The organism is Halopenitus salinus, assembly GCF_055397165.1.
The window spans coordinates 1,752,762-1,766,389 of record NZ_AP043853.1 but is presented as its reverse complement, the minus strand read 5'-3'; the positions used below and the strand labels follow the sequence as shown (position 1 = coordinate 1,766,389).

Below are 13,628 nucleotides of genomic sequence, written 5' to 3'. Positions count from 1 at the left end.
AGGCTACTCCTGGGCGTCGACGACGGCCACGCCGGCGAGGTTCACGATGTCCTTGACCTCGTCTCCGCGCTGGAGGACGTGGACGGGCGCGTCCATGCCGACGAGCATCGGGCCGATCGCCTCGGCGCCGCCGAGCCGCTGGAGCAGCTTGTAGCCGATGTTGCCCGACTCGAGGTTCGGGAAGACGAGCACGTTCGCGGGCTCCTCGAGCTCGGCGAAGTCGTAGGTGTCCTCGAGGATGTCCTCGACGACGGCGGTGTCGGCCTGCATCTCGCCGTCGACCGGGAAGTCGACCTCCGGGTCCTCGTGGAGCAGCTCGACCGCCTTGCGCGGGGGCCGCGTCCCCGCGTCGTCGACGCTGCCGAAGTTCGAGTAGGACAACATCGCGGCGCGCGGCTCGACGTTGAACCGGCGGGCCAGCTCGGCGGTGTGTTTGGTCACCTCGGCGAGGACCTCCTCGTCGGGGTTCTGATTGACCGTGGTGTCCGCACAGAAGACCACCCGGTTTTTGAACGTGAGCAGGTAGACGCCCGCGACGTGGTCGGCGTCCTCGGCCGAGCCGACCACCTGCAGCGGCGGCCGAAGCGCCGACGGGTAGTGGTGGGTGAGACCGGTGAGCAGCGCGTCGGCGTCGCCGCGTTCGACCATCACGCTGCCGAGGTAGTTCGTGTCGCGACGGACCAGCTCGCCGGCCTCGGTGCGGGTGATCCCCTTGCGCTTTCGCAGCTCGTGGAGCCGGTCGGCGTACGACTCGAGGCTCCGCTCGCTCGGATCGACGATCTCCGGCTCGAAGGAGAGGCCGAGCCGCTGGGCGACGCGGTGTATCTCGTCGGCGTCGCCGAGCAACACCGGCTCCGCGATGCCCTGTTCTGCGATCTGGTAGGCCGCGCGGATCATCTTCTCGTCGGTCCCCTCCGCGAGCGCGACGCGTTTGGGGTCGCTTTTCGCCTTGTTCAACACGACGCGCATCATCTCGCGGGACTTTCCGAGGCGGGCCTCCAGCCGCTCGCGGTACTGCTCGGCGTCGACGTCGGTGCGGGCGGCGCCGGAGTCCATCGCGGCCTCGGCGACCGCCGGCGCGATCTCGAAGAGGACCCGCGGATCGACCGGCTTCGGGATGACGTACTCGGGCCCGAACTGGAGGGGCTCGTCGCCGTAGGCCTTCACGACCGCGTCGGGGACGTCCTGGCGGGCGAGTTCCGCGAGCGCCTCGGCGGCCGCACGCTTCATCTCCTCGTTGATCTCGGTCGCGCGGACGTCGAGGGCGCCACGGAAGAGGAACGGGAACCCGAGGACGTTGTTGACCTGGTTGGGGTAGTCCGATCGGCCGGTCGCCATGATGACCGTGTCCTCGCGGGCGTTCTTCGCCTCCTCGTAGGTGATCTCCGGATCGGGGTTGGCCATCGCGAAGATGATCGGGTTGTCGGCCATCGACCGGACCATCTCCGGCGAGACGATCCCGCCGACGGAGAGGCCGGCGAGGACGTCCGCGCCCTCCATGGCGTCGGCGAGGTCGCCGCCCTCGATGTCGCGGGCGAACTCGCGTTTGAACTCGTTGAGGTCGCCCGCCTCCGCGCGCTCCTCGGTGAGGATCCCCGAGGAGTCACACATCGTGATGTTCTCCTTTCGCGCGCCGAGGGAGACGTAGAACCGCGCGGTCGCGATCGCCGACGCGCCCGCACCCGAGAAGACGATCTCCAGGTCCTCGAGGTCCTTGTCGACGACCTCGGCCGCGTTGAGGAGCGCCGCGCCAGAGATGATGGCGGTGCCGTGCTGGTCGTCGTGGAAGACGGGGATGTCCATCCGGTCGCTGAGGCGACGCTCGATGGCGAAACACGCCGGCGCGCCGATGTCCTCCAGGTTGATGCCGCCGAAGGTCGGCTCCATCGCGGCGACCGTCTCGACGAAGGCGTCGACGTCCGTGAGATCGAGCTCGACGTCGAAGACGTCGATGTCGGCGAACCGCTTGAAGAGGACGCCCTTGCCCTCCATGACGGGTTTCGAGGCGGCCGGGCCGATGTCGCCGAGGCCGAGGACGGCCGAGCCGTTCGAGACCACGCCGACGAGGTTCCCCTTCGCCGTGTACTCGAAGACACGCTCCGGGTCCGCCTCGATGTCGAGACACGGCGCCGCCACGCCGGGCGAGTACGCCAGGCTCAAATCGCGTTGGGTGTTCGTCGGTTTGGTCGTCGAGATCTCGATCTTTCCGGAGGGCTCCTGTCGGTGGTACTCCCTCGCGTCGTCTTCCAGTCCCATGTACACCGATTCCGGGGACCGAAGTAAAAAGCTAACCATACCGTCGATATTGTACTTCGACGATCGTCGAAGTCATCACTCGCCGGCCGCGGGCTCCCCCAGCCGATCGACGAGGAGCCGCTCGAAGGGGGCCGAGTACTGCATGAGCATCGTCCCGAGGACGCTCATACAGAGGACGTAACCGACCGCGAACGCGTAGATCGTGTCCGCGACCGGGCCGGCGAGCCGCGAGCCTTCGACGATCGCAACGGCGGCGATGATGAGCGAGAACTCGCCGCGGGTGACCATCCCGAGTCCGACGCGGGTCGAGCGACGGACGCTCAGGTCGTAGACGCGCCCGCCGAGATAACCGGAGTAGAACTTCGCAGGCGCCGTGACGACGACCGCGAGCGCGACGAGCGCGGCGACCCCGGCGAAGAGGGACGGGTCGGTGACGAGGCCGATCCAGAAGAAGAAGACCGCGGCGAAGACGTCGCGGATCGGCTCGAGACGGTGTTCGAGCCGGTCGACGTGGGAGGTCGCAGAGAAGGTCATCCCGACGAAGAAGGCCGCGACGGCCTCGCTCACCCCGACGGCGAGCGCCGCGCCGGCGACGAAGACGGTGGCGCCGATCGCCCGGAGGAGAAAGAACTCGCTGGAGTCGGTCGCCAACAGCCGCTCGAAGGGATCGCTCCCGTAGACGACGAGCGCTAAGAGGAGGAGGATGAACCCGAGCGAGACGCCGACGGATCTCGCCGCCTCGCCGACGTCTCCGCCGCCGAGCACGAGCGCGGAGGCGACGGAGAGGTACACGGCGATGAAGAGATCCTCGTAGACGAGCGTCCCGAGGATCGGTCCGGCCTCGTCGTTTGCGATCCAGCCGCGATCGATGAGCGACTTCGTGATGATCGCGGACGAGGAGATGTAGACGATCCCCGCGAACAGGAAGGCGGGAAGAAACGAACGAAAGATCGCGTACCCGAGGACGAATCCCACACCGAAGTTGACGAGCAGATCGATCGTCCCGGCGCGGCCGATCCGGTCCTTGCTCTCGACCAGACGCTCGAGGTTGAACTCGAGCCCGAGGAAGAAGAGCAGAAAGACGATCCCGAGCTCCGCGCCCACGGTGACGAACGTCGTCTCCTGGACGTGCCACCCGCCGACGATCGGGAGCGGGGACGCCCCGAGGACGTGGGGATTCAACGCCATCCCGGCGAGGATGTAAAAGGGGATGACCGACTGTCCGAACCGGGTCGCAACGGCACCCACGAGCGCCACCGCCGCGAAGAGCACGCCGACCTCGAACAGCAGGCTCTCAGCCGCCATCGGACATCATCTCCGGGCGAAGGCGAAGAAGCATCGACACGACGACGATCACCGCTCGTCGATGGGACGCCCGAGGTGGTCGCCGAGCGCCTCGACGCTTTCGCGATCGCCCACGACGATGAGGGTGTCGCCGACCTCGAGAGCCGTGTCGGGGCCCGGGCTCGCGATGACGTCGCTCTCGCCGCGTTGGATCGTCACGACGGACGCCCCGGTCTCGGCGCGAAAGTCCATCTCGCCGAGCGTCTTGCCGACGACGGATGAACCCTCGATGACCTCGAACCACTCGATCATCGCTCCGCCCGGCAGCATCGCCTCCTGGGCGTCGTGTTCGACGGGCTGGAAGTAGGCGCCCTCGAGGATGGTTCCCACGGTTCGTGCGAGCTGGTCGGGGAGATCGAAGAGCTTCTCGGAGTCGGCGTCCGGGCTCGGCCGCTTGTAGACCTCGCGTCGGCCGCTGTTGTGTGTCAGTATCACGAGCGTCTCCCCGTCGCCGAGGTCGATCTCGTGTTTCTTCCCGACGCCGGGAAGTTCGGTTTCGGAGACCGGCATGTCCCTCCAGTAGGACGAACGGAGGGATAAATGGGGTTGGTCGGAGCCGGCGGCGCGACTGGACGTCAACGCGGGATGGCCCGGACGTCCCCACCGCCTCACCCGGGCGTCCCCACCGCCTCACCCGAGCACCGACACGACGGCCCAGATCCCGGCGGCGGCGAGGATCGGGATGGTGAGGTTGTCGTCGACCGCCCGACCGCGGATCATCGGCGGAAGCCCGTCGGCGACGGCCGCGGCGAACCCGCCGACCACGGCCGCGGTCGCGCCCGTGACCGGGCCGAAGGCCGGAACCGTGATCGGGAGCGCGACCGCCAGGCAGACGAGAAACGTCGCGATCCAGACGCGGGGACGCTTACACTCGTCGGCCGCGTTCCGCCCGAGCGCGCCGCTTACGGGGTCGCCGAGCGCCAGCATCCACATCGCGGGGATCGCGATCGCGGGCGCGAACCAGAGGCCGACGCAGGTCATGCTCGCCTGATAGAGCGCGTAGCCGGCCACGGTCTCGCGCTCGTAGGGGCGCGTGAGGGTGCGGTAGATCGCGTGATCGAGACCGATCACGAGCCGGAGAAACTCGAGGAGCGAGACGACGATCAGCCCCGCGACGAGCAGGGCTCGCGTCCCGTCCCACGAGAGCCAGCCGAGGAGGTACGGGGCCACGTAGAGCGCGCCGGCCGCGTGGACGATCCGGCGTTCGAACTCGACGCGCTCGCGCCAGCGGACCGCTGCCCCGCCGTCGTGGCGGGCGTGTCGATCGTCCATGTGTCCCGGGTTAGGCCGTCTCGACGTCGGTCTCGACGGGGTCGTGGCGTTCGAGGAGGTCCTCGAAGGCGGCGTCGTTCCCGCCCAACAGCGCGTCGAGCTCCTCGACGAGGTCGTCGACGGGAACGCGAACCTGGCGCGCGCCGTCGCGCTCGCGGACCGTCACGGAGTCCGGTCCCTCGCCCTCGATCCCGTCGCGGTCGACGGTGACACAAAATGGCGTGCCGATCTCGTCCTGTCTGCGGTAGCGACGACCGATCGATCCGGAGTCGTCGTAGGAGACGGCGAGTCCGCGATCACGGAGGTCGTCGGCGACGCGTTCGGAAAGCTCGACGAGCCGGTCGGCGTTGCTCACGAGCGGGAAGACCGCGACGTCGACCGGCGCGATCTCGGGGACTAAACCGAGATAGGTTCGGTCCTCGCCGTCGACCTCGTCCTCCGCGTACGCGTGTGCGAGGAGCGTCTGGACGGTCCGACCGACGCCGAAGGACGGCTCGACGACGTGCGGGGTGACGTGCTCGCCGGTCTCGGTCGTGTCCTCGATCGAGAAGTTCGCGAGGTCCGTCTCGACGGTGACGGTCTCGCCGTCGTCAAGCTCGAGGGTGACGGCGTCGGCCTCGAAGGCGTCGGGATCGCGTTCGACCAGCCGTTCGAGGGCCGCGGCGACCTCGCCGGCACGACCGCCGAACTCGGGCCCGAGAACGGACATGTCCGGGTCGACGGTCGCGCGCTCGACGGTTCGTGGCTCGTCGTAGCGTTTGAAGACGGTGAACGTGTCGTCGGCGTGTTCGGCGTGCTTCGAGAGGTCGTAGTCGCCCCGGTAGGCGAAGCCCGCGATCTCGATCCAGTCGCCGTCGATCTCGCTTTCGGCGTCCCAGCAGTCGGCGGCGTAGTGGGCCCGCTCGCCCGGCAGGTGCTGGCGGAAGCGGAACCGGTCCATGTCGACGCCGATCCGCTCGTACCACTCGTTCGCGAGCCCGAGGTAGTAGCCGACCCACGCGGAGCCGACGACGCCCTCCGCGACCGCCTCGCCGATCGGCATCTCGAGGTAGGTCTCGCCGTCCGTCCCCTGTTCGTCGGCGGGGTAGAGCCGGACCTCGACGTCGGCGACGCGATCGAGGGGCGGGTCGTCGTCCTCGGGGTCGATGAACTGCTCGAGTTCGGCCTGGGTGAACTCACGGAGCCGGAGCAGGCCGCCGCGCGGCGAGATCTCGTTGCGGTAGGCGGGGCCGATCTGGGTGACGCCGAAGGGAAGCTGGCCGCGAGCGTACTCCTTGAGCCGCGGGAACTCCACGAAGATCCCCTGGGCGGTCTCGGGTCGGAGATAGCCCGGCTTCGAATCGCCGGGGCCGATGTTCGTCGCGAACATGAGGTTGAAGTCCTCGACCTCCCGGCCCGCGAGCGGCGTCCCGCAGGCGGGACAGGCGATGTCGTGGTCGCGAATGAGCGTCTCGACCTCCGAGCCGGGAAGCGCCTCCGCGTCCTCGATGTCGGTCGCGTCCTCGACGAGGTGGTCGGCACGGTGGGAGACGCCGCACTCGCCGCACTCGACGAGCATGTCGTCGAACCCCTCGAGGTGGCCGGAGGCCTCGAAGACGGGCTCGGGCATCACCGTCGGGGCCTCGATCTCCTGGTTGCCTTCCTTGAGCGTGAACCGGTCGCGCCAGGCGTCCTCGAGGTTCCGCTTGAGCGCGGCGCCGCGCGGACCGAAGGTGTAGAACCCGGCGGTGCCGCCGTAGGCCCCGTTCGAGCCGAAGAAGAACCCGCGCCGTTTCGCCAGCTCGACCAGGTCGCTGCCGGCCATCGATCAGACGCCCTCCAGCAGGTCGATGTCGCGGACGATGCCCACGAGCTCGCCGCCGGCGACGAGGGGGATCTGCTCGACGTCGTGTTTGATCATCTCCTGGGCGGTCTCCGCGGCGGTGCGCCGGCTCGAGACCGTCACGACGTCCGCGGTCATGAACTCGCTCACCGGGCCGAGCGGGAGTTCGACGTTACGGGTCGGGAGATACCGGTTTCCGACCGCCTTGATCCCCTCCCAGGCCCACTCGTCGTCCTGGTTCGCGAAGCTGTCGCCGGTCCCCTCCTCGCCCTCGACGACGCGGGCGACCTCGAGCACGTCGACCTCCGTGAGGATCCCCGCCATGGTGGCCTCGTCGTCGAGGACGACCGCGTAGGGGACCTCGGAGAGTCCGATCTCGCGTTCCGCGACCGGAAGCGGCGTGTCGACGTGGGTCGCGTTGACCGCGCGCGTCGCGAGTTCGCCCACGGTCGCGTCGCCGTCGACCTCGTCGCGTGCGATCGCGTGGATCACGTCGGTGACGGTGAGGATGCCCTCCAGCGCGTCGCCGTCGACGACCGGGACCCGGCGAGCGGACTCCGCGACCATCAACTCGGCGGCGTCGCGGATGTCCGCGTCGGCGCCGATGGTCGGGACCTCGCGCATCAACATCGCGAGCTGGTCCTCGTCGGGCTGGTCGATCAGATCGTCACGCGAGATGATCCCGCGGTAGACTTCGCCGGCGTCGGTGGATTTGACGACCGGAACCGAGGAGAAGCCGTACTCCTGAATGTACTCGAGGACGTCGTCGCGCGTGCCCGGAATCTCGACGACCACGAGATCCGAGCGGGGCGTCATCGCGTCGGCTACCTTCATGGACCGCCTTTCGCCGTCACACCTCTTGTATACTGCGAAGGCGGGTCGTCGAGGGGCGAACCGCCGCCCGACGGCGTTCGCACATCGACTTCCGAACGGAACTGAATACTCCAATGATCACACAATATCGCTATATAGGACAACACACGGGGTAGTATTCGTCATATATGAACCCAAACGTCCACCACGATCGTGTATATTTCGGATTTCGATGATCTCGTTCCGATGGGTTTATATGTGGGTGTCAATTGATGACACGTATGTCACGGAGTTCCACTCCCTGGGACGAGCCGGACACCGACTCACGCGATCCGGTCCTGCCGCAGGCCCGGGACGCGCTCGATGGTGCATCCTCCCCGGACGTGATGGCGTCGGTGGACGCGACGCGGTCGCGCTCCGAGTTCGTCATCGCGGACGTCTCGCGGGAGGACGCGTGGATGTCGGTCGAGGAGACCGACGCCGCAGTCCTCGAGGAGTGGTGCTGAGCGGCCGATCGAATCCTCCGAAGCGAACCGCGTCGTCAGCCGTCACGCCCGTCGGACTCGGCCGCACGAATCAGGTCCCCGATCGTCCGACAGACGGGAACGTCGACGTCGTGAGCCGCGGCGCGGTCCACGACTGCGCCGTAGATCGCCTCCACCTCGGTTCGACGGCCGTTCGCGAGGTCCCGCCGCATCGACGAGTGGTTCCGCGCGGTGGCCTCCGCGACGCGTTCGAGCGCGCGGAGCGCGTCGGCGTTCGACAGGTCGATCCCCTCCGCGCGGGCCACGCGCGCGACTTCGCGAGCCGCCGCACAGCCGACGTCGCCGGCCGGCCCCGCGAGGACCGCGGCGTTGTCGACGTCCGCGAGCGCGGTCGGACCGTTGATGCCGGCGTTGACCGCGAGCTTCTCGAATCGCCGGCGGGGCATGTCCTCGGCGAGTGCGGCGCGCATGCCGGCGGATCGAAACGCCTCCGCGATCCGCTCGGCGTCCGGGTCGATCCCCCCCGAGAGCGACCCGATCGTCACCTCGCCGGTCCCGGTACACTCGACGGTCCCCGGATCGCGTAGGCGGGCGCCGTAGGTCGCGGTCCCGGCGAGCACCCGCGTGGAGAGCGCGGCGACGAGCCGCTCCTCCGTGAGCCCGTTCTGCAGCGAGAGGACGGTGTCGTACTCGCCGGTCGAGAGCACCCGTGCGGCCGCGTCCGTGTCGTACGCCTTGGTCGTGAGGATCGCCACGTCGGCGCGCTCGCCGGTCCCGTCGGTGAGCGCCCGAGGCCGTACGTGGGCCTCGATCGCTCCTTCGATCGCGAGGCCGTCCTCGCGGACGCGCCGCATGTGGGGATCACGACCCACGAGCGTGACCTCGTGGGCGCGCGCGAGCAGGCCGCCGACGAGGCTGCCGAGGCTGCCGGCGCCGAAAACGAGGACGTGCATGTCCGAAACTCGGGCGGCGGCGGAAAAATCGTTGGCGGTCGTCGGTCGTCGTCGAGAACGGGGATCGGCGTCCCGGTCAGTCCTCGGCCCAGTAGTAGAGGTCCTCGCGCGGCGCGCCGCAGCTCGGGCACTCGGCCGGGAGGTCGTCGGCGATCTCGCCCATCTCCCCGCAGTCCCAACAGCGCCACATGACGTAGGCGGTCCCGAACACGTCGCGCGCCTCGGTCAGCGTCAGATCGCCGTCCCCGGTCGCCACGTAGAATCCGTCGTCGTCGACGCCGCGAACCGAGCCGAGCTCGGTCCCGTCCTCGTCGTAGACGGTCTGACCGATGCTCACGTCCGCGAATACCGGTTCTTCGGAGGCCATGCGTAACGATACGCGTCCGCCTTGCTTAAGCATGACCCACGTTGACACGGAACGGTAACCGAACGCGGCTACATGAAGTCCGCGATGCCGGACTGCTTGTTGGTGTCGTCCTCGAAGACGGACTCGAGGGAGCGCTCGAGCACCTGGAGCCGCTGTTTGGTGTAGGGGCGGCAGTCGAAGCGCTCCGCGACCTCGATGGCGGTCTCCATGTACTTGTTCACCGAGCCCTCGTGGACCGTGAGGTTCACCCGGCCGCCGCACTCGCGGCACTCCTCGGTGAGCGGCATCCGTCGGTACTTCTCGCCGCAGTCGAGACACCGCGTCTCCTGTCTGGAGAACGCCCGCAGGTTGCCGATCAGGTCGGGCAGGAAGTGGTACTCGATGACGCGTTCGGCGACGTCGGTCTCGTCGACGGCCCGGATCTTGCGCGAGAGCTCCAGTTGGGCGTCCATCTTGTCCATCATCGACCCGAGGGTCTTGTACGCGGAGAGGTCGGGTCCGAGCGCCAGATCCGAGGTGTCGTGGGTGTGATCGAACCCGCGGTACTGCTCGGGCGTGCCGAGGGTGTCCTCGCCGATCCGGATGGCGTCCTCGACGTCGCCCGGGTCCGCCATCTCCAGGGTCGCCTCGTAGAACTCGCGGGGATATCGCCTGACGATGTCCATGTTGTGGGCCTCGTCGTCGATCTCCGACGGATCGATGCGCGAGGACATCACCAGGGGCGCGTCCATGCTACCGCCTCGCTTGTCGGGGAGGAACGACTTCGAGAAGTTCAACAGCCCGTCCATCAACAGCATGACGCAGTCCTCGTCGCCGTCGCACTGGCCGGCGTAGATCCCGTTACAGGTCAGCGAGTGCGTCTCGCTGACGGTGAGGCAGTATACGTAGTCCGAACCCGTCGTCACCGTCTCGACCGACGAAACGGCCACATATTCACGAGAATTCCGGTCCGAGACGGGGAGCTCCGTCGCGTCGCCGCCGAACGCTTCCGCCGCACCGCCGTCCGCTCGGGCCGGGGCTCGATCGGGTTGACGTCGAGAAGGATCATCGGAGACGGCGGCCGCCGGAACGCGGTCGCCGGGGGCCAGCTCGGTCGCGGGAACGCGTTCGATGGCGGAGCCGTCGTCGCCCCCCGAATTACGGTCGTCATCGGGGATTGAACGCCGCAACATCGTGTGATCCGGGGTGACGCGAAGCGTTCGCCCGTCCGCGGTCTCGACGCGGATCAGGTGATCCGGTGCGGGGTGTTTCGAGACGGCCTCCACCGGCCGTGCCGTTCGGGTCCCGTCGTCGTCGATCGACGGCACGCGGACCTCCCCGTCGAGGTCCGAAACGAGCGTCCCGAAGTCGTCCTCCTCCGCGGTGGCGGGATCGAGACGTTCCTCGACGAACGTGCCGATCGGATCCTCGTGGGCTCCCCCGTCGTCCACGTACCGGATCGTCGCCTCCGGGTGGAAGCAGTTGCGTCGTTTGGCGGCGTGGAAGTACGGGTGTGCGTACCCGACCGCCGCGGAGGTGAATCCGACGACGCGACCGACGGTCGCGGCGCTCGTGTGCGGCGCCATGCCGAAGACGAGCTCGCCGACGAGGTCGTCGCGCTCGTTGACGTTGTAGAAGGCGGGCAGGCCGTAGAACTGCTCGAGGAGGTCGTCGACGAAGTCGGCGGTCCGGAGCATGTGCTCTGCGGCACCGTCCGAAAGGACGATGTCCTGGACCTTCAGCTCGACCAGCTGATCGTCGTGGCGCAGCGGCTCGCCGTCGATGTCGGTCTCGTAACCGAGCTCGCGGAAGTGGTCGGCGGTCACGTCGAGCTCCGCCGGCCTGACCGAGGTCACGGGCAGGTCCGTCATGTCGTAGCGGACCGTGCCGTCCTTGAACGAGGTGACGCCGTTTTTCGCGCGCAGGACGCCCTTCTCGATCGGTTCGGGCGTCTTGTTCGTCGAGGTGAGCCCCTTTACGCCCTTGAGGATCTCGAAGGCGGACTCGCGTTCGCCCGCGGACTCGAGCGCGGAGCGATAGGCGTCGTTGAGGTCGATCTCCCGGCGGGAGACCGCCGTCACCTCGCGTTCACAGCGGGGACACTCGACGCGGCCCGCCTCGTCGGGCTCGCACTCCGTGCCGCAGTCGCGGCACTCGTAGTACGGCTCGGTGTGGGACGTACAGTCGGGACAGCGATTTCGGAAGGTGTGGGTTCCGCAGTCCGGACACTCGCGGTCCGCGACGTCGAGCTCGAGTCGGCCACGGTGGCCCGAGTCGTCCATGAGCCGGGCGGCATCCGTGACGTTTCGCTGGGAGCCGCCGGCCTCGCCGATGGGAAAGAGCGTGTGGACGGCCGGCGAGAGATCGCGGCTCTCCGACTTCTCCGGGCGGCCCATCCGGTTGCCGATCCGGGTCGGCGCCCGCTCGCGCACCTCGAAGGGCGCGACCTCGTTGACGGCCTTCACGGCGTTCTCGCCGCCGTCCCACGATCGCGCCTCCGCGGAGAGGTCCTCCCACGTCCGTCGAAGTCCGTCGTCGACCCCGAGCGATCGGGCGAGGGGACGCCACTTCGGGATCCGAAGCGCGTCCGGCGTCCGCGAGTGCTCGACGAGCAGCGACTCGAGCGCCCCCGTCGTCGCCTCGGTGTGCTCGATCGCCAGGACGCCCTCGACGACCTCGCCGTCGGCGACGGCTCGCGCGAGCGTCTCGAAGTCCTCGACCGAGACGTCGTGCCAGAGGTAGGTGTACTCGGGGTGGAGGGGACAGTCGTACTCGGTGGCCCACGAGAGCGCCTCCTCGACGGTGGGGGACCCGAGGTCGACGTGCGGGTCGTCCGAGAGCGCCTGGACGTCGGCGCCGGCGGCCTCGAAGTCCTGTACCCACCACTCGAAGACGTAGGAAGCGGGCGCGAGCGGGTGGTTGTTCTCGACGAACTCGCCGTAGTTGACGAGATACTCGCCCAGATCGAGGACCTTCTCGACCCCGTTTCTGACCGCGAGCGCCTCCTCGGGGTCGTCGATCCGCCGGACGTCGCCGTTGGCGAGCCGAACGGTCGGCCCCTCGATCGAGTCGACGGGCACGACGCCGGCGGCCTTGCCGGGGCGTTCGGTCTTGATCTGCGTGCCGGTCGCGAGGAAGTCGTCGACGAGGTGCATCGTCGCCGGGTGGACGCCCGCGGTCGCGAATCCGTGGTTCCTCGCTCGGCCGTACCGGAGTCGAAACCCGCCGGACTCGGAGGGGTGTGAGAACACCGGCCGTCCGGCTATCAGATCGCGCAGGTACTTCGTGGCCGGGTCGACGCGGGCGGGACCGTCGGGCTCGCCGGCCCGATCGTCGGCGTCCGATCCGGGCTCCGCGGAAGCGTCCCCATCCGATCCCTCGATCTCGTGGTCGTCAGCCGTTCCGTCGCCGACCTCGCCGTCGTTCCCGTCCGGCCCGCCGTCGTCGTCCGTCGCGTCATCGCCTTCCTCGTCATCCGCCTTGATCGTCCCGTCGATCAGGTCCTGGAGCCAGGGCCAGTCGACCTCCTCGAGCTCGCGGGTGTACCGCTGGATCTTCGGGGCCTTCAGGGCGATCCCCTCGGCCATGACCAGACACATCCCGCCGCGCGAGGAGTTGGTGTCGACGCGTTCGAGGTCGCGGAAGCCGGAGACCTCCTCGTCGCCGGTGGCCTCGCCGTCGAGCATGATCGGCATGTGGTCGGCGATGAACTTCGTCTCCGCGTCCTTCGGCGTGTACTGGAGTCCGGTCTCCTTGTCGTAGAGGGCGACCTCCTCGGCGTAGCGTTCGACCTCCTCCGTTCGCGGACGGAACTCGTCGATTCCAAGGAGCGACCGCGCGTAGTCGGCCACGAGCACCGAAAGCGCCTGGGCCGTCCCGCCGGCCGAGCGGATCGGCCCGGCGTAATAGACGTTGACGAACTCGCTGCCGTCGTCGTTCTCGAGCAGCTCGACGCGGTCGATCCCCTCGATCGGGGCCGCGACGACTCCCTCCGTGAGCAGCGCGACCGCGGTCCGAACCGCGCCCTCGACCTTGCCGGCGCGCGAGTCGTAGTCCCCGACGGTCCCCTCGACGAAGTCGGTGACGAGCTCGAGGGCGGCCTCCTCGCGGGACATCTTCCCGTCGAGCTCGCGGACACGCTCCGCGACGCCGTCGATCCCGAGGATGTTCTCGACGCGGTCGGCCATGTCGCGCGCGACCGGGATCTCGATCTCCGTCTCGGGGTCGCGACCCTGTTCGCGTGCGGCCTCCGCGCGATCGAACGCCTCGTCCAGCCGCTCCTCGATGCGGGCGAAGTACCGCTCGTCGTCGGGACGCATCTCGGTCATCGAGGTCGA

The 13,628-nt window shown here is 68.6% G+C and carries 10 protein-coding genes; 1 reads left to right on the top strand and 9 read right to left on the bottom strand.

Going from position 1 to position 13,628, the window contains the following annotated elements:
- Positions 1-3: 3 nt before the first annotated feature.
- The 6 genes from ACZ5YD_RS10585 to ACZ5YD_RS10560 all read right to left on the bottom strand — a co-directional run bounded on the left by ACZ5YD_RS10585 (position 4) and on the right by ACZ5YD_RS10560 (position 7,528).
- On the bottom strand, positions 4-2,256 hold the full coding sequence (locus ACZ5YD_RS10585; RefSeq protein ID WP_379743327.1) for an NADP-dependent malic enzyme: 2,253 nt from the start codon (positions 2,254-2,256) through the stop codon (positions 4-6).
- A 75-nt stretch (positions 2,257-2,331) separates the two neighbouring features.
- Positions 2,332-3,561: a cation:proton antiporter gene (locus ACZ5YD_RS10580; RefSeq protein WP_379743330.1), complete on the bottom strand. Its 1,230-nt coding sequence runs from the start codon at positions 3,559-3,561 to the stop codon at positions 2,332-2,334.
- A gap of 48 nt (positions 3,562-3,609) precedes the next feature.
- Positions 3,610-4,110, bottom strand: coding sequence for a cation:proton antiporter regulatory subunit (locus tag ACZ5YD_RS10575; protein WP_379743333.1), 501 nt, complete (start codon positions 4,108-4,110; stop codon positions 3,610-3,612).
- A gap of 120 nt (positions 4,111-4,230) precedes the next feature.
- A complete protein-coding gene (locus tag ACZ5YD_RS10570; RefSeq protein ID WP_379743335.1) occupies positions 4,231-4,872 on the bottom strand; it encodes a dolichol kinase in 642 nt (213 codons plus the stop codon).
- Positions 4,873-4,882: 10 nt separating this feature from the next.
- The gene (gene glyS / locus ACZ5YD_RS10565; RefSeq protein ID WP_379743338.1) at positions 4,883-6,676 is read right to left on the bottom strand and encodes a glycine--tRNA ligase; all 1,794 of its coding nucleotides are present in this window, start codon (positions 6,674-6,676) and stop codon (positions 4,883-4,885) included.
- Between the two features lie 3 nt (positions 6,677-6,679).
- On the bottom strand, positions 6,680-7,528 hold the full coding sequence (locus tag ACZ5YD_RS10560) for a CBS domain-containing protein (protein WP_379743341.1): 849 nt from the start codon (positions 7,526-7,528) through the stop codon (positions 6,680-6,682).
- Positions 7,529-7,788: 260 nt separating this feature from the next.
- On the opposite strand from ACZ5YD_RS10560, the gene ACZ5YD_RS10555 reads away from it, so the two are divergent.
- Positions 7,789-8,013: a DUF7556 family protein gene (locus ACZ5YD_RS10555; RefSeq protein WP_379743344.1), complete on the top strand. Its 225-nt coding sequence runs from the start codon at positions 7,789-7,791 to the stop codon at positions 8,011-8,013.
- A gap of 35 nt (positions 8,014-8,048) precedes the next feature.
- Here the strand turns inward: ACZ5YD_RS10555 and ACZ5YD_RS10550 are convergent, their stop codons facing one another.
- The 3 genes from ACZ5YD_RS10550 to ACZ5YD_RS10540 all read right to left on the bottom strand — a co-directional run bounded on the left by ACZ5YD_RS10550 (position 8,049) and on the right by ACZ5YD_RS10540 (position 13,610).
- The gene (locus tag ACZ5YD_RS10550; RefSeq protein ID WP_379743347.1) at positions 8,049-8,945 is read right to left on the bottom strand and encodes a ketopantoate reductase family protein; all 897 of its coding nucleotides are present in this window, start codon (positions 8,943-8,945) and stop codon (positions 8,049-8,051) included.
- Between the two features lie 76 nt (positions 8,946-9,021).
- Complete coding sequence (locus ACZ5YD_RS10545) at positions 9,022-9,312, bottom strand: DUF7130 family rubredoxin-like protein (protein ID WP_379743350.1); 291 nt, start codon at positions 9,310-9,312, stop codon at positions 9,022-9,024.
- 68 nt (positions 9,313-9,380) lie between these two features.
- Positions 9,381-13,610 carry a DNA-directed DNA polymerase II large subunit gene (locus tag ACZ5YD_RS10540; RefSeq protein WP_379743740.1) on the bottom strand — a complete coding sequence of 1,410 codons (4,230 nt, stop codon included), beginning with the start codon at positions 13,608-13,610 and terminating at the stop codon, positions 9,381-9,383.
- Positions 13,611-13,628 lie beyond the last annotated feature (18 nt).